This is a genomic window from Paenibacillus sp. FSL P2-0173, from assembly GCF_038008045.1.
GTDB classification, from domain to species: domain Bacteria; phylum Bacillota; class Bacilli; order Paenibacillales; family Paenibacillaceae; genus Paenibacillus; species Paenibacillus polymyxa_B.
Genome location: NZ_JBBOYK010000001.1, coordinates 1,311,707 through 1,330,716, shown reverse-complemented (window position 1 = coordinate 1,330,716; position 19,010 = coordinate 1,311,707). Strand labels below are relative to the sequence as shown.

The window sequence follows — 19,010 nt, the reverse complement described above, 5'->3', positions numbered from 1 at the left end:
TAGTTTTAAAACCAAATAAAGCGTTTTCCAAGGTGTAGAATGGAAACATGATCATCATTCTTCACTTTATGGAGGGAGATTTATGGAAAATGCTACGAATCAGCCTGTCATTCAAAAGGGGCAAAGATGGAGTAAAAATTTTGTAGATGGCATCAGAATGCTGGGTAGGGTAAAGGTGGGGGTTATTCCTCTTCCACTCTATGCCGTGATCGCGCTAATTGTTTATGCAGCTGCAATTACTGAAAGACTTCCGAACGATCTGTTGGGCGGGTTTGCCGTCATCATGATTTTAGGTATACTTCTCAGTGATTTAGGGGCCAAACTTCCGTTGCTTAAGCATATTGGCGGGCCGGCCATTTTATCTCTTATGGTTCCATCGTTAATGGTATTTTGGAATATGTTCAGTCCATCTGCGATGGGTGCTGTACACACGCTTATGAAAACCTCGAATTTTCTTTACTTCTACATCGCATGTCTAGTAACGGGAAGTATTCTTGGCATGGATCGGAAAATGCTGATGAACGGAATTGTCAAAATTTTTGCCCCCATTATTATAGGATCTATTGCAGCTGTTGCCGTGGGGATGGTGGTGGGGATGGCTTTTGGCTATAGCGCCTATCATACATTTTTTTTCATCATCATTCCGATTATCTCCGGTGGGATTGGGGAAGGCATTTTACCGTTGTCCATTTCGTATGGATTGGTGCTGGGCAAGGATTCCGCAGTATTCGTATCCCAGTTTATCCCGGCTGCAATTATCGGGAACATTGTTGCAATCATAGGTGCGGGTGTTCTGAAGAGATTAGCAGAGAAAAATCCGAAAACTTCAGGTAACGGGAGGTTATTAAAACTGGAGAAAGATGCAGACAAGTTAGCTCCGGCAAGTTTGGAGCAATCGATTTCTTTTCCATTGATGGGAGGAGGCCTGCTGTTAGCTTGCACTTTCTTTATTGTGGGTAAGTTGCTGGAGCCGTATCTCCATATTCCAGGCCCGATCCTCATGATTCTGGCGGCGGCATTAATTAAGTGTATTCAGATCATGCCGAACACATTGGAGCAGGGAGCTTTTCACTTGTACAAATGTATAACGGCAAGTCTGACGTGGCCCTTGATGGTGGGATTGGGTATTTTGTATGTACCTTTGGATAGTGTAGTTGGGATTTTAACGGTTCCTTATGCCATCACCTGCGCATCTGTTGTAGTTGCATTGATTGTTACCGGATACTTCACAGGAAAATGGATTCACATGTATCCCGTAGAAGCTGCTTTGGTGACTAGCTGTCGCGGTGGATTAGGGGGCACGGGAGATGTAGCCATTCTGTCTGCGTCCAATCGGATGGAACTGATGCCTTTTGCGCAAATTGCAACACGTATTGGAGGGGCAGGCACGGTCATTTTAGCAACTTTGTTACTCCAATTATGGAGCTGATGAGTTTTATACACAGGACTGAGATTCATATCCAAATAGAGACATGGAAGGACGGAGAAAAATATGAGCAGTTTAATAGATGAAATTAGAGAATTACACGCAGGTGGCAAAATGGAGACCTTACCAAAGAAGCCAATTGAAACGATGGAGGGGCTGTCCAAAGTTTATACGCCGGGTGTAGCTGAAATCTGTATGGAAATCGCCAATGACCCAGCCAAAGCGTATCAATTAACGATCAAAAAGAATACAGTAGCAGTCGTATCAGACGGAACTGCGGTACTTGGATTAGGAGATATCGGACCGGAGGCCGCTATGCCTGTGATGGAGGGTAAAGCAGTCTTGTTCAAACAATTTGCAGGTGTTGACGCCTTCCCAATCTGTCTCAACACGAAGGACGCTGATGAAATTGTTCAAATTGTCAAAATGATTGCTCCTGCCTTTGGCGGCATTAATTTGGAAGATATATCTTCGCCACGCTGTTTTGAAATCGAGAGACGGTTGAAGCAGGAACTGGACATTCCAGTATTTCATGATGATCAGCATGGTACGGCAGTCGTTGTATTAGCGGGTCTGGTCAATGCATTAAAGGTATGTGGCAAAAAAATGGAGGATGTCAAAGTTGTATTTGCAGGGATCGGTGCGGCGGGTATGGCCTGCTCCCGTATGCTGCTTAAGGCAGGTGTGCGCAATCTGATTGGCGTTGATCGACAGGGAGCTATTCATCGTGACGTGGAGTACAGTAACCCGCATTGGACAGAGTATGCGAACATGACTAATCCGCACAATTTAAGTGGAAGTTTATCCGATGTGATTGTGGGAGCTGATGTATTCATCGGTGTGTCAGGCCCGAATATACTGACTGTGGAGGATATACAGAGCATGGCAACTGATCCTATCGTGTTCGCCATGGCGAATCCGAAGCCGGAAATTGATCCGGCTGTAGCCGCACCTCATGTACGTGTGCTTGCTACTGGCCGCTCCGATTTTCCAAATCAAATTAACAATGTGCTATGCTTCCCGGGAATTTTCCGGGGTGCTCTAGATTGCCATGCTACGACGATTAATGAGGAAATGAAACTAGCTGCCGGACTTGCCATCGCTGATGCGATCTGTCCTGAGGAGCTAAGTGAAACTTATATCATACCGAATGTTTTTAATCCGAAGGTGGTTCAAAAGGTACGGGATGCTGTCATTCGTGCTGCATGGGAGACAGGAGTGGCCAAGTCAGGTGAAGCTCCGGCTGCTACTTTACACCCGTAAAAGTTATATTCTTCACAAACTATGGTTCACAGTCTTGGCCTGCTGTTCTCGATACCGCCTGATCCGTCTAGCCTTCGTAGGGAATATAAAATCGTGCCAATGAGCAGGATATAACAAAGCGTAACGCTCTATGCTCTTGAAGAGCAGTTGCGCTCAATACTACACAGGGAGATTTTGAGATGGGCGAAAAAAATATTTTGGCGTATTTCAAAAGTCCTGAGGAAGCACAGGGAGCCGCTAGAAAACTGGAAGCTCTCCGGGTAGCCGATGTGTCGATAGACCGATTTAGCCGGTATCCGCGGCAGTCTACTGGCAACGCCGGATTGCCTGTATTTTCAGGACAGATTAGCAGCTTGTCCTCACTGACACAGGGCGTGGACTTTACAGATGCAACTCCAGCAATACTGGCTGCAGCTGATCCGTCCGCCAGTGGCATGAGTGATGGAGGACAGGGCGGACCGACGGGCCGTGATATTTTGTTGACTGCTGTGGTGGATGAATCCATTCATCATCAGGCGATGTCCATCGTGGAACAAGCGGGTGGAATGCTGTGAAAAGTTTGGAAGGAGTAGTGACCGATGTCCAAAAACAAACGGTTTGATAAAGTGCTGACCAAAACGGAGAAAATCAAACGCATGCAATCTGCTAAAAATGAAGATGTAGAGTTCTCGGCAGATCAGGCAGATGCTGAGGATCTAGAAGCGATCCGGCGTAGCGAAGTAGCTGACCGTCGTCAGCAGCGTATCATAATCGACAATGAGTAGAATTTAATAAGACGGGTTATCTCCATTAATAAGGATAATTTGTGGGATAGCCCGTCTTATTTGTGTTCTTTCCTTTTTCTATTCATTATCCGCTGTATGCTGTTGCACTAAAAACAAGAGGACCGGCGACGAAAGCAGTAGTCGCAGGCGTTTGATTTTCAATAATCAGTTGGTAGTTTTGTACGCCCAGAGGCGCAACGTCTACCGTTTCGACATTAAGAATAATATTGTTATCGAAGACATTGGATTCCAGTCCGTAATAAATTTCCTTGCCGGCTCTCCAAATCCGTACAAGCACTCTAATGTTGCCGGCACCGACAAAACGTAGTCCAATCGAGGCTTTTAACTCTACTCGGTTGTTGACAGCTCCAGAAATAGCAGGATCAATAAATACAGACGTCGTAGCAATTCCAAGTCCGGCTGGAGAAATCGGAACAGGAAGATTTATACCATTAGTGATAGGTGTAATAACACTGGCATTATAATCTAACACCGTCTTTGCCATACTAAATCACTCCTTTTCTAGTATATTGTATTGTATGTACTAGAGTTAAGGGTGCTTGGACTAAAAGAGTGGACAATATATACAAGCTCTACAAAAAATATTTTGAACTTCGATAATATTAGCTTTTTTGAACTCCTGTGCATGTATATAGTACAATGTAATGTATGCATGTGAAATGAGGAGGAAATGAAAACCATGTTGTGGAATGAAATTACAATACATACAACCGAAGAAGCCATCGAAATGATTTCGAATTTTCTGCACGAAGCAGGTGCAGGAGGGGTTTCCATTGAAGAATCCGGTTCGCTCAACAAGCCGCGGGATACGTCCTATGGACAGTGGTATGATCGGCCTTTGAACGACATACCTGAAGGACAAGCGATCATCAAAGGCTATTTTGCCGAAGAAGTGGATATGGATCGTATTCGTTCGCAGATTGAGCCGCGCGTCGAAGAATTGAGAACTTTCGATATTGATCCTGGTGAGGTTCAGTATGAGCTGAAAACAGTTGATGAGGATGACTGGGCAAATGCTTGGAAGCAATATTTCAAGCCTTTGCGTGTGTCGGACCGTCTGACGATTAAACCCACTTGGGAAGACTATGAGCCTGCGAGTGAAGAGGAAAAAATCATTGAGCTGGACCCTGGTATGGCCTTTGGGACCGGAACGCATCCTACGACATCCCTTTGTCTGAGAACGCTGGAGTCTGTGATTAAGGGTGGAGAAGAAGTTATTGATGTCGGCACGGGTTCCGGTATTTTGGCCATTGGAGCTGTAAAGCTGGGAGCGAAGCATGTACTTGCCTTGGATTTGGACCCGGTGGCAGTATCCAGTGCGCGGGAAAATACGCGTTTGAACGGACTGGAGGAACGCATCACCATTAAAGAAAGTGATTTGCTATCTGTGCTTAATGCAAGCGATCCAACGCTGGGTATCCAGTTACCGGTCAAGCTAGTGGTAGCGAATATATTGGCAGAGATTATTCTGCTGTTCATTGATGATGTATATAAAGCCCTGGAACCAGGTGGTATTTATATTGCTTCAGGGATTTGGAAGAACAAAGAAGAGGTTGTCGAAACTGCTTTGAAAGCAGCTGGCTTTGAGATTGCCGAAATAAGCCGGGATGAAGATTGGCTGGCGTTTGTGGCGAGAAAGAGGTAAGTATGGATTTTCTACAAAATATTTTTCGTGTAAATTTAAATGTTCTTCCCTTTTATTTACTGGCTGTGATCATATCGTTCACGGTTCATGAGTTTGCACATGCGTATTATGCCAATAAATTTGGTGACCCTACGGCCAAGCTACTTGGGCGCGTGACTTTAAATCCGGCAGTGCATATTGACCTGCTGGGTACGCTGCTGCTGTTGATCGGAGGCTTTGGCTGGGCCAAGCCAGTTCCGGTTAATCGTGACAATTTTAGCCGTCCGCGCCTCATGGGCATTATCGTATCGGCTGCGGGTCCGCTGAGCAATCTGCTGCTTGCATTTGTTACTACTTTGATCTATGCCGTGCTCCTTCATTTTCAAGTATTGCCGGGGATGGAGAACCAACGGGTAGCTCAAGCAATCTATTTGTTTATCAATGCTCTGATCAATTTAAATCTATTTTTGTTTATCTTTAATTTGATCCCACTGCCTCCACTGGATGGATACCGGATTGTGGAAGATGTGGCCCCCACTCCTGTACGCCGTAAGCTTCAGCAATTTGAACAGTGGTCGATCTTTATTTTTCTGCTTATCCTGGTCATTCCGCAGGTTCGAGCTGTAACAATTGAACCTCTTTACACGCTGGCCCAGATGATTTATATACAGTTTTTGCAGTTCTCTTTTTATATCACTGGATTGTTTGGAGCCTAAGGGCTCCTTTTTTTACGAGAATAGGTAGGTATAACCTGAATAGAAGAGGGAACAGACTGGTCATACAGGCGCAAAAGATGATATGATGTTGCTTGGTGATTTATTCGGATTTTGTACGGAACGTTAGTGGATAACAGTTATTTTTAGAATGAGGATTTTGCAAAATCCAGGAATAGGTGTGAGAGAGAATGCAGCGTTATTTTATTCCGGCAGAGCAATTTCTAGAAGATCACGTGATTGTCGCGGGTGAGGACGCGCGGCATATCGCTAAAGTCATGCGGGGCCGTAGTGGTGACAAAATTATAGTTAGTGACGGGATATCTAGGGAAGCGCTGGCTGCATTGGATACGATTGAGCAGGATCATGTTACGGCGACGATTATTGAGCCGCTGAAGATGACCTCTGAACCGCATGTGCAGGTCACTATCGCTCAGAGTCTTCCTAAAGGAGACAAGATGGAGACGGTGATGCAAAAATGTACAGAAATCGGAGCAACCGGGTTTGTACCGTTTTTGTCCGAGCGTACGGTCGTGCAGTATGATGCCAAAAAAGAAGGCAAGCGACTGGAGCGTTGGCGCAAGATTGTGAAGGAAGCGGCTGAACAAAGCCACCGTAACCGGATTCCAGAAATTAGCGCGCCCATGACGTGGAAAGAACTTCTGGCTTCTTTTGCTGGGTATGATTTGATATGTTATTGTTATGAAAAAGAGCAGGGTAAACAGCTACGGGATGTAATCCAGCCTTTGGCAGGACAATGGGCGTCGACGGACATGCCGCGTGTTCTGCTGGTGGTAGGCCCGGAAGGCGGCTTTACTGAAGCGGAAAGCCTGGAGGCCGAGCAGGCCGGGGCACAGTCTACAGGACTGGGAAGACGTATTTTGCGTGCGGAGACCGCAGGAATGGCTGCATTGGCATGCATTTTATATGAGACAGGAGAAATGGGAGGGGTTTAATATGCCGTCAGTGGCATTTTACACATTGGGCTGTAAGGTAAACTTTTATGATACAGAAGCGATCTGGCAGCTGTTTAAAAATGAAGGTTATGAACAGGTGGACTTTGATGAGCAGACTGCTGATGTCTATCTTATCAATACATGTACCGTTACGAATACCGGTGATAAAAAGAGTCGTCAGATCATTCGCCGCGCGATTCGCCGGAATCCAGATGCCATTGTGGCAGTGACGGGCTGTTACGCCCAAACTTCTCCTGCCGAAATTATGGATATTCCTGGCGTTGATCTCGTTATCGGGACTCAGGATCGAGACAAAATCATTCCGTTCGTAAAGGAAATTCAAGAAACGCGTCAACCGGTGAACGCCGTGCGCAATATTATGAAAACGCGTGTATTTGAGGAAATGGATGTGCCTGATTTTGCTAATCATACTCGGGCCTTTTTGAAAATTCAGGATGGGTGCAATAACTTCTGTACCTTCTGCATCATTCCGTGGTCGCGGGGTCTATCCCGTAGTCGTGATGCTGCGAGTATTATTGCACAGGCGCGTCAACTGGTGCACGCAGGCTACAAGGAAATTGTACTCACAGGTATCCACACTGGCGGTTATGGTGACGACATGGATAATTACGACCTATCTGATCTGCTGTGGGATCTGGAGAAGGTGGAAGGGCTGGAGCGTATCCGTATCAGTTCGATTGAAGCCAGCCAGATTGATGAAAAAATGCTTGATGTACTGAATCGTTCCACCAAGCTGGTTCGTCATTTTCACATACCGCTTCAGGCGGGGGACGACACCGTGTTGAAACGGATGCGTCGCAAGTACACGACAGAAGAGTTTTATAACAAAATGCTTATGATTCGCAAAGCAATGCCAGATGTAGCGATTACAACGGATGTGATTGTCGGCTTCCCTGGGGAGACGGATGAAATGTTCCGCAATGGCTATGAGCTGATGAAAAAAATCGATTTTTCAGAAATGCACGTGTTCCCATACTCCAAGCGCAGTGGAACTCCTGCGGCGCGTATGGAGGATCAGGTGGACGAAGACGTGAAAAATGCACGAGTGCATGAGCTGATACAACTGTCAGAGCAAATGCAACTGGCGTATGCTGAGAAGTTTGTAGGTCAGGTGCTGGAGGTCATTCCGGAAGTTGCGCCGAAAGGGACCGAAGATAGCGGCATACTCCATGGATATAGTGACAATTATATCCAACTGGCGTTTGAAGGTACTGAGGATCTGGTTGGCAAGGTATGCCGCGTGAAGCTGACGAAGGCAGGTATTAATGAAAGTGAGGGCCAATTGGTCCGCGTACTAGAGAATGGGCTGCAAACAGCTCTGTAAGAACAAAAAAAGCCTGAACAGGCAATAGAGATGGCAGACAAGGATTTCGCCTTTCCTTACAGAGAGGACGGAATCCTTGTTGCGCAAGGAAGGGAGATTACAGGATGGCAGCAAAAAAGGAAATTTCCGCAGGCGGCGTTGTGTTTCGCAAACAGGGGGAGCAGCTTGAAATTCAGCTCATTACTGACCGATATGGTAAGGTATCCTTGGCTAAAGGGAAAATGGAGTTGGGAGAAACAATCGAACAGACGGCTTTACGTGAAATTCGCGAGGAAACAGGGTTGAACGGGCGGATTATCCAGCATGTAGATATGATTGCTTATACGTATCAGCATCCAGAATTTGGGGAAGTAGATAAAGAAGTACACTATTATCTCGTAGAGGCACTGGATGGGGATTTACAGGCACAGATCGAAGAAATTAAAGGAGTTGCGTGGCATACGCCTGAGGAAGCATGGCGTCTCCAGCGCCAGGGTGGATATGACAATAATGATGTCATTTTAAGCAAGGCGCTGTCCATGCTAGGAATTAACGTTTGATTCTGTGGGGAGATATACGATCCTCTAAACGCGTCCACACAGGTAGATAGCAGAGAGGCAAAACCAGCAGAGAGCTAATAACGTTAAACAGAGTTTGGGCATGGGCTACTTTAGCTCCGGGCTCGGTAGATATCCAGGCAGCGGCCATCTCCAGACCAGGGATCAACGGCATAAAGAGCAAGGCTCCGCCTACGTTCAGCAGCACGTGGGACCAGGCCACAAATTTGCCGGACACGCTGCCGCCAACAGCGGCAATCAGGGCGGTTACGCAGGTGCCTACATTGGAGCCGATGACGATGGCGATCCCCACATCGGCTGGCAAGGCTCCCGCAGCGGCAAGGCTAATCGCCATGCCAATGACGGCTGCGCTACTGTGAACCAGCGCGGTCAGACAGGCTCCAGCAGCGAAGGCCCACCACATGTTGGCCGCAGCGTGATCAAGAAACCAGCGGAATAGTCCGGCCTGCTCAATCCAGGGGCCGACTGTTTGCATTACGCGGATACCTGCCAGAATCAGCGAAAATCCAGCAAAGACGAGGCTGATATATTGTACAGCCTGCGGACGGCTAAGCCCATTGGAGCCGGGTGAAGCTCCGGCGGACGCATACTGGCGATTGGGGACAGCTTCACCCCACAGGACGGCAGTGCTCCAGCATAGCAGTGAGCCGCAGAGCAGCGGAACAGCCAGCATGCCAAGCTGGAGCCCCATCAGCTCAGTGGTCAGGCAGGTGCCGATATTGGTGCCGAGAATGATGCCGAGCGTGCGGCCGTAGGTCAACAGCCCGGCGTTGACCAGTCCGATCGTCAGCACCGTTACGGCGGTGCTGCTTTGCAGCAGGGCCGTAATGCCTGAGCTGAACAGCATGCCCCGCCAAGGGGAAACTGTGGCGCGGTTCAGCCAGCGGGTGAGGAAGGGGCCGGCTAAATGCCGGAGGGCTGCTTCCATCAGCTTCATCCCGCCCAAAAAAATAAACAGCCCGCCGCACAGTGGGAGTATAACATGTATAAACACGGGCATAGCCCCCTTTTCTAGGTAAAAATACTTATGTAACAGCCTATGATCTGTCGGGGACAGCCATGACAAGCATGGCTGAGCTCTTTTTTACGGAACGATATTAAGGACTTTGAGTAATCCAAGAATGGGAGTGAAGGATTTTGCCTTCAGTAATATTAGAACGCAGCCGTAAAAAAAGGCTGGAGCACGCACACCCTTGGGTGTTTAAAAACGAAATAGCCAAGATCGAAGGGGACCCAGAGGCAGGCGATTTGGTCAGTATCGTTAACCATCAGGGGCGTTATTTGGCGACAGGTTACTATAATCCAGCTTCACAAATTACAGTGCGTGTGATGTCCTACGAGCCGCTGGAAGCAATGGATCAAAACTTTTTTGCCCAACGCTTGCGCAAATGTCTGGAGCACCGCGAACGTTTTGTGACCGGGGGAAACGCTTATCGGTTGGTGTACGGCGAGGCTGATTTTTTGCCTGGACTGATTGTAGATCGATTTGGTGATGTGTTAGTCGTGCAGTTGTTAACGCTTGGCATGGATCGGCGCAGGGAAGAAATCAGGGATGCGCTCGTTGAAGTAGTGGGTCCTGTTGGTATATATGAGCGAAGTGATGTATCCATCCGTGAGCTGGAAGGATTGGAACAAACGAAGGGTCCTTTGTACGGTGATTGCCCGCGTCATGTGGTAGTGACGGAAAATGGCCTGCAAATCAAGGTTGATATCGTAGAGGGCCAGAAGACGGGTTATTTCTTTGACCAGCGTGAAAATCGTGCGGCCATAGCACCGTTGATGACAGGTTGGGGAGCACGTAGTGGAATTACGCTACAAGAAGTAGCTGCAGACTCAGGGGATGCGGGCACAACGGTCATGAAGCCAGTGAATAAAAGTGGTAAGGTTGTTGAATTCCCATTCTGGGATGGCGCAACCGTATTGGAATGTTTTTCGCACACGGGAAGCTTTACGCTCAATGCATGTAAACATGGTGCTAAAAAAGTAACTTGTCTTGATATTTCTGAGCATGCGATTGAAAGTGCGCGGGATAATGTCAAGCTGAACGGTTTTGAGGAACGCGTTGAGTTTGTCGTCGACGATGCTTTTCAATATTTGCGCAATCAAGTGAAAGGTGTAGAGGAACGCAATGCACGAGCCGGGGGCAAAGGAGATACATCCAAGCCGCTGACAGCAGGTGGCGGACGCACCTTTGACGTGGTCATTCTTGATCCGCCAGCCTTTGCCAAAACGAAGAACGCTGTCAAAGGAGCTACACGTGGATATAAAGATATCAACCTGCACGGGATGAAGCTGGTCAATGAGGGCGGCTATCTGGTGACAGCGAGCTGCTCATTCCATATGCGGCCAGAGTTGTTTTTAGATACCATTAAGGAAGCGGCGGCAGATGCCGGCAAAATCCTTCGTCTGGTAGACTGGAGAGCGGCTGGTAAGGACCATCCTCAAATTTTGGGTGTGGAGGAAGGCCATTACTTGAAATTCGCCATCTTTGAGGTGCGCAGCCGGACACAGCTGTAGGTTTCATACAAGGTCAAAGTCAATCGCCTTTTTGGTGATTAAATAGGTAAAATAGACTCGTTTAGGTATAAATCAGTCCTGTAGAGAAGGCATGCACCAAGCCAATCTGCGGGACTGATTTGTTTTTTTAGAGGGAGGAAGAATTGCTACAACATGGCAAACGTACGTTCTTTTCTCCCTTGCCTGATATGCTATACTGTTTAATAGAATGTTGTTCGTTGGAAAGGAGGCCGCATCATGTCGGTTCGCTTGTTGATTGGCCGCTCTGGGAGTGGTAAAAGTACGTTAATCCGCAATGAAATGACGTCTATGTTACGCGAGGAGCCGCTAGGTAAGCCTATGCTGTTACTTGTACCGGAGCAATCGTCATTTGCTTCTGAGCATGCGTTACTTACAGAATCCGGAAACGGTATTCAGGGGTCGGTGCGCGCCCAAGTGATGGGATTTCATCGTCTTGCCTATTTAGTTATGCAGGAAACCGGGGGTTCAGCACTGGTGCCTGTAACGGAAGAAGGCAAGAAGATGCTTTTATATAAAATTATTCGTCGTCGCAAGGATGAACTGAGTTTGTTTAAGGATTCGGGAGACCAGCTCGGCTTTGTGGATCGGTTGAATACATTGTTTACGGAGCTAAAGCAGTATGGAAATGATACTCGGTCTGTACCGGAGCAACTGGAGCGAATGAACGCTGCTGGAGAGTCAACTCCGATTTTGCGCGGCAAGCTCAAAGATATCAGTCTAATCTATGAGGATTTTGAACGAGAGCTGACGCTTAAATATATTGACGGTGAAGATACGCTGCGCATGCTGGCAGAACAGATTGCTGAGTCTTCCCTTGTGCGTGGGGCAGATATTTGGATGGATGGCTACCGCAGGTTTACACCACATGAATACAAGGTGGTGGAGCAGCTTATGCTGCACGCTTCTTCGTTGACGGTGGCGCTGACTTGCAACCGCAGCTACGAGAGCGGACAGCTTCCGCATGAGCTGGATTTGTTTCATCCCTCAGCGGCTACGTATGTAAAGCTCAAAGGAATGGCAGACGAGCTGATGATAGAGACGCAGACACAATTACTGCGCCCTGATCCGCTGCCGAGATTTAAGGAGCGTCCGGCGTTGGCGTATTTGGAGGCTAACTTTGAACATCGTACAGGGTTACGGAATCAGGAACAATGGATGCGGCTGCAGCAGCTACGAGAGCAGTGGACAGAAGAACAGCCGGAAGGCATAAAACTGTACACTGCGGCTAATCGCCGTGCAGAGCTGGAAGGGGCTGTACGCGAAATGCGTCGTCTGGCCCGAGATGAGGGCGCTCGTTATCGGGAGATGGCCCTGTTTGTACGTCATATTGAAGATTATGAGCCATGGGTGGAACCGATATTCAAACAATATGAGGTTCCAGTATTTCTGGATCAGCGGAGAAGTGTTTTGCATCATCCCTTAGTGGAATTGATTCGGGCTTCGCTGGATATCGTGCAGCGTCGTTGGCGATATGAGGATGTATTCCGTGCGGTCAAAACAGACCTTCTCCTGCCGCTGGATGGTCGGGTAAGTCGTGAGGAGATGGACCGTTTGGAAAACTATGTACTAGCCTGCGGAATACAAGGCAGCCGTTGGACAGACGGTCGCCCGTGGCAGGCTGTGCCCAGCTTGTCACTGGAGCTGGAGGAGCAGGAACGGAGCCGTCAACGGGATGAAACGTTGGATTTGATGGAACTGTGCCGGGATGTGATCGTGACGCCTTTACGTGCGTTTGAGAAACGTGTCGGCAAGGCACGAACTGCACTTGAGAAGTGTGAAGCGGTATATCTGTTACTGGAGGATGCAGAAATCGGCCACAAGCTGGACGCCTTCATTCATCAGGCAGAGGAAGCAGGAAAACCTGAGCAGGCGAAGGAGCATCGTCAAGTATGGGATGCGGTGCTTGAACTACTGGATCAAATTGTCGAAATGATGGGTGATGAGAGGCTGGATACCTCTTTGTTTGCGGGTGTGCTGGAAACGGGATTGGCTGAGTTCCGTATGGGACTTGTTCCGCCAGCTCTGGATCAGGTTCTAGTCGGAAACACGGACCGTACACGTGTGTCCGGTATTCAACATGCCTTTGTACTAGGTATGAACGAAGGTGTGATGCCGGCTGTGTTCCATGAGGACGGTGTGCTGAATGAGCAGGAGCGTACGGCATTAAACGAACGAGGCGTAGAGCTGGCGCCGGATATGACAAGACGTCTGTTGGACGAACGTTTTCTCGCTTATACGGCCCTTACTTCAGCCGGTAAAAGCCTGTGGATGAGCTATGCAGTGACTGATGAAGAAGGGAAGTCGTTGCTGCCGTCTGAGTTAGTACGACATGTGCGGCACCTGTTTCCTAGTCTGGACGAGCGTCCACTGGCTGGATACCCTTTGCCTGGAGATGCTTGGACGACGCAATGGGAGTATGCTTCTCATCCGTCTGAGGCATTGCCGCAGCTCATTGCGCAATTACGACATTGGCGACGTGGCGGTGACATTTTATCTCCTTGGTGGGAGGTATATAACTGGTATGCAAGCCAGCAAGGGCGTGAGAAAGACAAGCTGCGTCAGCTGTTGACCTCACTTTTTTACGAGAACCATGCCGAAATGCAGAAAGAAACGAGCCGCCGTCTGTACGGCAGCAAGCTGCGTACCAGCGTATCTCGTATGGAACGTTTTGTGGCATGTCCATTTTCGCACTTTGCCTCTCACGGTCTTCGTTTGAAGGAACGTCAAATGTATCGCCTGAAGGCCCCGGATATCGGACAATTATTCCATGCAGCGCTTGGAGAGATGGCGATCAATTTGCGTAAACGCAATGTCAGCTGGGGCAGTCTCAGCACGGAGGAATGCCGCCAAGAGGCGGAAAGTACAGTGGAGCGTTTGGCTCCTCGTCTGCAAGGCGAGATTTTAATGAGTTCCAAGCGGTATGGCTACATTTTGCGTAAATTGAAAGACATCGTGAGCCGTGCCTCGTTGATTTTAGGTGAACATGCGCGAAGAGGTAGCTTTGAGCCGATTGGGCTGGAGTTGGACTTTGGGCCGGGTCAGCAGCTTCCTCCGTTAAGCTTCCGGTTAGATAACGGCGTTGTGATGGAAATTGTCGGACGGATTGACCGTGTAGATGTGGCAGAGGGAGAAAAGGGGTTACTTTTGCGTGTCATCGATTACAAATCTAGCCAAAAGGATCTCAAGCTGCATGAAGTGTACTATGGCCTGTCCTTGCAGATGCTCACCTACCTGGATGTGCTGCTGAATGCGGCGGAGGAATGGTTGGGCGAGACGGCTTATCCAGCGGGTACACTGTATTTTCACGTCCACAATCCGATGTTGCAGTCGCCTAACGGTCTTAGCGCAGAACAGGCCCGTCAGGAGCTTTTAAAACGTTTTAAGATGAAGGGATTATTGCTCGCGGATCGGGATGTAGTTGGGCAAATGGATACAGCATTGGACAAGGGATATTCCTCTATTTTACCTGTTGCGGTGAAAGCAGACGGCAGTTTTTATAGCAGTGCTTCGGTTGCTTCGCCGGAACAGTGGGACAGCCTGCTAGCTTCGGTACGTCATAATATCCGGACGATTGGCACACGGATGACAGAGGGCGATGTGGCCATTGAACCTTATCGTATCCAGCAAGAGACGGCTTGTACCTTCTGTTCTTTTAAGCCTGTTTGTCAATTTGACGACAGTCTGGACGGTAGTGGCTACAATCAATGGGGTAAACCCGGTAAGGATCAGATCTGGAATCTGCTGGGTCATACACAGGAAGGGAAAGGAGGAATGGACCAATGATAGGCACGTCAAACACTAAAGGCATGCCGAAGCCGGAAGGCAGTATGTGGAGTGATGACCAGTGGCGTGCAATTTCGGAATCTGGTAATAACATGCTGGTCGCGGCAGCGGCAGGGTCTGGTAAAACAGCGGTGCTCGTAGAGCGTATTATTCGTAAAATCGTCGATCCCCAGCTCGGCTTCAGTGTGGATCGGTTACTGGTAGCGACCTTTACGAAGGCTGCCGCCGCCGAAATGCGTCAACGGATACGCGAAGCGTTGGAACGTGTACTGGAGCAGGAACCGGAAAGTGAGCATGTACGCCGCCAGCTATCGTTGCTGAATCGGGCCTCGATTACGACGCTTCACTCATTTTGTATGGAGGTCATCCGCAGGCATTATCAGGCCATTCCCCTTGATCCCGGTTTTCGGATTATGAATGAGCATGAGACAGAATTGCTGCGTCAGGAGCTTCTAGAAGAACTGTTTGAGGAGAAATATGAGGCTCATGATGAAGGCAGTACATTCCGCAGACTGGTCGACTGGTTCAGTGGAGAACGCACCGATGATGCAATGTACGTGCTTGTTCAGCGGCTGTATGATTTTTCTCAAAGTCATCCTTGGCCAGAACATTGGCTGCGGGAGACAGCGGCAGCATTTCGTGTACAGGATGTAGCCGCTTTGGGAGAGACTCCCTGGGTTCGCAGTATTTTGGCGGATGCTGCACTTTCATTGCGTGGAGCAGCGAGCTTGCTGGAACAGGCGCATGAAACAGCTATGCAGCCTGGCGGTCCTGCACCTTATGCCGTGACGCTGCAAGAGGATGCGGCGATGGTGAAGGGATTGTTACAGGAGCTGGAGACACAGCCGTGGGCATCTCTATATGATCATTTTCAGACAGCTTCCTTCGGTAAGCTCAAGCCCGTCAAAAAAGATCAGACCGAGCCTGCATTGCAGGAACGGGTTAAAACGCTGCGTGAAGCAGCCAAAAAAATGATTACAGATATGAAGGCTTCCCTGTTTGGCAGGAGAGCAGAAGCCTATTGGGAGGAGCTGCACGCCGCGGCTCCGCTGATGGACGAATTGATAGAAACCGTGATTGTATTCGGGGAACGATTTCAACAACACAAGCAGTCAAAAGGGTTGGTGGACTTCGGGGATTTGGAACATTATTGTCTGAAAATATTACGACATCCCGATTCTACTCCGTACAAGCTACTACCTTCCGACGCTGCGCTCGAATATAAGGCGCAATTCGACGAGGTGCTGTTGGATGAGTATCAGGATACGAATACCGTACAGGAAGATATCGTTAGGCTGGTATCACGGGAGGAACCGGGTAACCGTTTTATGGTGGGCGACGTGAAACAGAGTATTTATCGGTTTCGGCTGGCGGAGCCGGGTCTGTTTTTGAATAAGTATCAACGGTACGGCATGCAGGAGCAGGAAGATGGCTTATTAATTGATCTGGCGCGTAATTTCCGCAGTCGGGAGGAAGTTGTCGATGCGGTCAATTTGGTGTTCCGCCAGATTATGAGTGTGGATGTGGCGGAAATTGAGTACGATGAACGAGCATGGCTGGTACACGGCGCATCCTATCCCGACCAGTCGGATCAAGACCCTGCATCTGTATATGCACCTGAGCTGCTGTTAGTTGATAAGGGTGGACATGGTCTTTCTGAGGCTTCGGAGCTGTCCGAAACGGGGGACGAATCTGCTTTACAGGAAAGTGAGCTGGCTGAGCTTGTGGAGTTAGAAACGGCACAGTTAGAGGCTCGTGCGATCGCGCAACGGATTAAAGAACTGACCGGAGACACTGGACAACCACTGTTGATTTACGACAGAGGATTAAAAGCGATGCGTCCGGCAGTCTACGGTGATATCGTCATTTTGCTTCGTTCCGCAAGCGTGTGGGCCCCCCTAATTGTGGAGGAACTGCGGCTTGAGGGCATTCCGGCCTCCGGGGAGCAGACGACAGGCTTTTTTAAAGCAACGGAAGTTGAGGTAATGTTGTCTCTGCTGCACATTATTGATAATCCGCAGCAGGATATCCCGCTTGCATCAGTGCTTCGTTCGCCGATTGTCGGCTTGACCGAAGATGAACTGGCACAAATTCGGTTGGAGAAGCCAGATGGATTGTTTTATGGCGCATTGCTGGCGGCGGCTGAGGCTGACCCACTGGAAGAAAGCGAAAAAGGGATTTCAGCTGAGATCATGGAGTTGGATATTTTCCCAGAGGACTCTTTATCTTCATCTGACTTTGGTAATAGAAATGACGGGAATACATTGTCTGCCCGACTACGTTCATTTTTGCGTAATTTGGAAGCCTGGCGGCATGAAGCCAGACAAGGCAGCTTAAGTGCATTGATTTGGAATGTGCTGGAGGAAACAGGATATCTGGATTGGGTCGGTGGACTGCCTGGCGGCTCACAGCGCCAAAGCAATTTGCGGGCGCTATATGACCGAGCGAGACAGTATGAGACTTCTACGTCCAACCGAGGATTGTTCCGATTTCTGACCTTCATTTCCCGTCTACGGGAGCGAGGCGGTGATTTAGGATCAATTAGCGGAGGGACTGAACCCGATCAGGCTGTCCGCATTATGACCATTCATAAAAGTAAAGGACTTGAATTCCCTATCGTGTTTATTGCCGGGACAGCAAAAATGTTCAATCAACAGGATCTCAATGCGCCGTTTCTTATGCACAAGGAGTTGGGGTTTGGTCCTAAATATGTGGAGGAACAAAATCGTGTCAGCTACCCTACGCTGCCTAATTTAGCGATCCGCCGACGCTCACAGCTGGAGCTATTGGCTGAGGAAATGCGGGTGTTATACGTGGCGCTTACACGTCCGCGCGAAAAGCTGATTATGACCGGAACCGTGAAGGATCTCGCTTCGCGCGCAGCGGGTTGGGCACGTGCCAAAGAACATACGGAAATTGTCTTACCAGACTATATGCTGGCGGCAGGCCGCAGCTATCTGGACTGGGTAGGTCCCGCTTTGATTCGGCATCCTTCTGCTACTTTGTTGAGGGAAGCCGCAGGTGATCAGGATGGGTACTATCACAGGCTGGAACATATGCTGGGAACAGACTGGTTATTTAAAATCGTGGCCTCGGAAACACTTTCCGGCTCTCGTGTGAACTCAGATCATGAGGAAGAGGTGTCGGGAGAAGAGCGCCAAAAGAAGACAGAAGCACTGAGAAATGCGGAGCTAATCGACTTGAACGAAGAGAGTGAAACGGATATTGAAGCTGCTCTTTCCTGGATTTATCCGTATGAACGGGCTGGCAAGACGGCAGCCAATACATCGGTTACTGAGATGAAAAGATGGCTGGAAATGCAGGAGATGGGTTCGGACGATTGGCTGAATCTATCTACCTCCCTACTAGCAGAGTTACCGGAGGATCGGGAGGATTCTCACACTGGGGGAAGTCAATTACACTTGCGCAGACCTAAGTTTATGGGGAATCAGCGTCTGACTCCAACGGAACGAGGAACAGTCTATCATACGTTGATGCTGCATTTGCCACTAGATGGGGGGATGAGCGCCGAAGTTATTGAGGAAACCAAGGCTCGTTTGCTCAATCAGCGTATGTTACTGGATGTTCATGCAGAGGCGCTAGATACGGATAAAATATTACGCTTTTTCACTAGTGAGCTGGGTAGCAGAATGCTGGGAGCATCCCATGTTCAAAGAGAGCTTCCGTTTACTTATACCATGCGGGCAACCGATTACTGGAACCACAGCTTACCATCGATGTCACCAGGACAAGAAACAGATTCGGAAGGTAGACAGGACGGCGATAAGGTGCTGATGAACGGGATTATTGACTGTCTATTTGAAACTCCTGAAGGACTCGTACTGGTAGATTATAAAACAGATCGGATATCTGAATATCGTACACTGTCCCATTTAACAGACCAATATCGATTTCAATTGGAGCTGTATGCCCGTGTGATCGAAGAGATTACAGGCAAGAAGGTTGCTGAGAAGTGGCTGTATTTTTTAGAAGCTGGAGAGAGTGTACGGCTGTAGTTAT

General features: G+C 48.7%; 14 protein-coding genes. 12 read left to right on the top strand and 2 right to left on the bottom strand.

Features of this window, described 5'->3' with window-relative positions:
• Positions 1–82: 82 nt before the first annotated feature.
• The 4 genes from MKX30_RS05850 (at position 83) to MKX30_RS05835 (ending at position 3,453) form a co-directional block, all read left to right on the top strand.
• On the top strand, positions 83–1,429 hold the full coding sequence (locus tag MKX30_RS05850) for a 2-hydroxycarboxylate transporter family protein (RefSeq protein ID WP_023989508.1): 1,347 nt from the start codon (positions 83–85) through the stop codon (positions 1,427–1,429).
• A gap of 63 nt (positions 1,430–1,492) precedes the next feature.
• Positions 1,493–2,689, top strand: a complete 1,197-nt coding sequence (locus MKX30_RS05845) for an NAD(P)-dependent malic enzyme (protein ID WP_025723348.1) — start codon at positions 1,493–1,495, stop codon at positions 2,687–2,689.
• Between the two features lie 179 nt (positions 2,690–2,868).
• Complete coding sequence (locus MKX30_RS05840) at positions 2,869–3,243, top strand: hypothetical protein (RefSeq protein ID WP_013311164.1); 375 nt, start codon at positions 2,869–2,871, stop codon at positions 3,241–3,243.
• 24 nt (positions 3,244–3,267) lie between these two features.
• On the top strand, positions 3,268–3,453 hold the full coding sequence (locus tag MKX30_RS05835) for a YfhD family protein (RefSeq protein ID WP_023989507.1): 186 nt from the start codon (positions 3,268–3,270) through the stop codon (positions 3,451–3,453).
• 85 nt (positions 3,454–3,538) lie between these two features.
• Here MKX30_RS05835 and MKX30_RS05830 read toward each other — a convergent pair whose 3' ends face one another.
• A complete protein-coding gene (locus tag MKX30_RS05830; RefSeq protein ID WP_023989506.1) occupies positions 3,539–3,958 on the bottom strand; it encodes a hypothetical protein in 420 nt (139 codons plus the stop codon).
• Positions 3,959–4,153: 195 nt separating this feature from the next.
• On the opposite strand from MKX30_RS05830, the gene prmA reads away from it, so the two are divergent.
• From prmA to MKX30_RS05805, 5 genes are all read left to right on the top strand, one after another.
• Positions 4,154–5,119, top strand: coding sequence for a 50S ribosomal protein L11 methyltransferase (gene prmA, locus MKX30_RS05825; protein WP_023989505.1), 966 nt, complete (start codon positions 4,154–4,156; stop codon positions 5,117–5,119).
• 2 nt (positions 5,120–5,121) lie between these two features.
• A complete protein-coding gene (locus MKX30_RS05820) occupies positions 5,122–5,814 on the top strand; it encodes a site-2 protease family protein (RefSeq protein ID WP_023989504.1) in 693 nt (230 codons plus the stop codon).
• A gap of 188 nt (positions 5,815–6,002) precedes the next feature.
• Positions 6,003–6,767, top strand: coding sequence for a 16S rRNA (uracil(1498)-N(3))-methyltransferase (locus MKX30_RS05815; RefSeq protein ID WP_023989503.1), 765 nt, complete (start codon positions 6,003–6,005; stop codon positions 6,765–6,767).
• Position 6,768: 1 nt separating this feature from the next.
• Positions 6,769–8,112, top strand: coding sequence for a tRNA (N(6)-L-threonylcarbamoyladenosine(37)-C(2))-methylthiotransferase MtaB (mtaB, locus tag MKX30_RS05810; protein WP_069080378.1), 1,344 nt, complete (start codon positions 6,769–6,771; stop codon positions 8,110–8,112).
• 104 nt (positions 8,113–8,216) lie between these two features.
• The gene (locus MKX30_RS05805; RefSeq protein WP_013311157.1) at positions 8,217–8,651 is read left to right on the top strand and encodes an NUDIX hydrolase; all 435 of its coding nucleotides are present in this window, start codon (positions 8,217–8,219) and stop codon (positions 8,649–8,651) included.
• Here the strand turns inward: MKX30_RS05805 and MKX30_RS05800 are convergent.
• Complete coding sequence (locus tag MKX30_RS05800; protein ID WP_023989500.1) at positions 8,641–9,663, bottom strand: Na/Pi cotransporter family protein; 1,023 nt, start codon at positions 9,661–9,663, stop codon at positions 8,641–8,643. The two genes, MKX30_RS05805 and MKX30_RS05800, sit on opposite strands and share 11 nt — an antisense overlap.
• Before the next feature lie 143 nt (positions 9,664–9,806).
• Here MKX30_RS05800 and MKX30_RS05795 point away from each other — a divergent pair, with 143 nt between their 5' ends.
• The 3 genes from MKX30_RS05795 (at position 9,807) to addA (ending at position 19,006) form a co-directional block, all read left to right on the top strand.
• On the top strand, positions 9,807–11,186 hold the full coding sequence (locus tag MKX30_RS05795; protein ID WP_341062572.1) for a class I SAM-dependent rRNA methyltransferase: 1,380 nt from the start codon (positions 9,807–9,809) through the stop codon (positions 11,184–11,186).
• Between the two features lie 237 nt (positions 11,187–11,423).
• A complete protein-coding gene (gene addB, locus MKX30_RS05790; protein ID WP_076264700.1) occupies positions 11,424–14,990 on the top strand; it encodes a helicase-exonuclease AddAB subunit AddB in 3,567 nt (1,188 codons plus the stop codon).
• Positions 14,987–19,006, top strand: a complete 4,020-nt coding sequence (addA, locus tag MKX30_RS05785; protein WP_341062571.1) for a helicase-exonuclease AddAB subunit AddA — start codon at positions 14,987–14,989, stop codon at positions 19,004–19,006. Before addB ends, addA begins: the two co-directional genes overlap by 4 nt.
• Positions 19,007–19,010 lie beyond the last annotated feature (4 nt).

Coding starts and splice junctions, on each gene's coding strand:
- MKX30_RS05850 (WP_023989508.1), top strand. CDS start 83: ATGGAAAATGCTACGAATCAGCCTGTCATTCAAAAGGGGCAAAGATGG.
- MKX30_RS05845 (WP_025723348.1), top strand. CDS start 1,493: ATGAGCAGTTTAATAGATGAAATTAGAGAATTACACGCAGGTGGCAAA.
- MKX30_RS05840 (WP_013311164.1), top strand. CDS start 2,869: ATGGGCGAAAAAAATATTTTGGCGTATTTCAAAAGTCCTGAGGAAGCA.
- MKX30_RS05835 (WP_023989507.1), top strand. CDS start 3,268: ATGTCCAAAAACAAACGGTTTGATAAAGTGCTGACCAAAACGGAGAAA.
- MKX30_RS05830 (WP_023989506.1), bottom strand. CDS start 3,958: ATGGCAAAGACGGTGTTAGATTATAATGCCAGTGTTATTACACCTATC.
- prmA (WP_023989505.1), top strand. CDS start 4,154: ATGTTGTGGAATGAAATTACAATACATACAACCGAAGAAGCCATCGAA.
- MKX30_RS05820 (WP_023989504.1), top strand. CDS start 5,122: ATGGATTTTCTACAAAATATTTTTCGTGTAAATTTAAATGTTCTTCCC.
- MKX30_RS05815 (WP_023989503.1), top strand. CDS start 6,003: ATGCAGCGTTATTTTATTCCGGCAGAGCAATTTCTAGAAGATCACGTG.
- mtaB (WP_069080378.1), top strand. CDS start 6,769: ATGCCGTCAGTGGCATTTTACACATTGGGCTGTAAGGTAAACTTTTAT.
- MKX30_RS05805 (WP_013311157.1), top strand. CDS start 8,217: ATGGCAGCAAAAAAGGAAATTTCCGCAGGCGGCGTTGTGTTTCGCAAA.
- addB (WP_076264700.1), top strand. CDS start 11,424: ATGTCGGTTCGCTTGTTGATTGGCCGCTCTGGGAGTGGTAAAAGTACG.
- addA (WP_341062571.1), top strand. CDS start 14,987: ATGATAGGCACGTCAAACACTAAAGGCATGCCGAAGCCGGAAGGCAGT.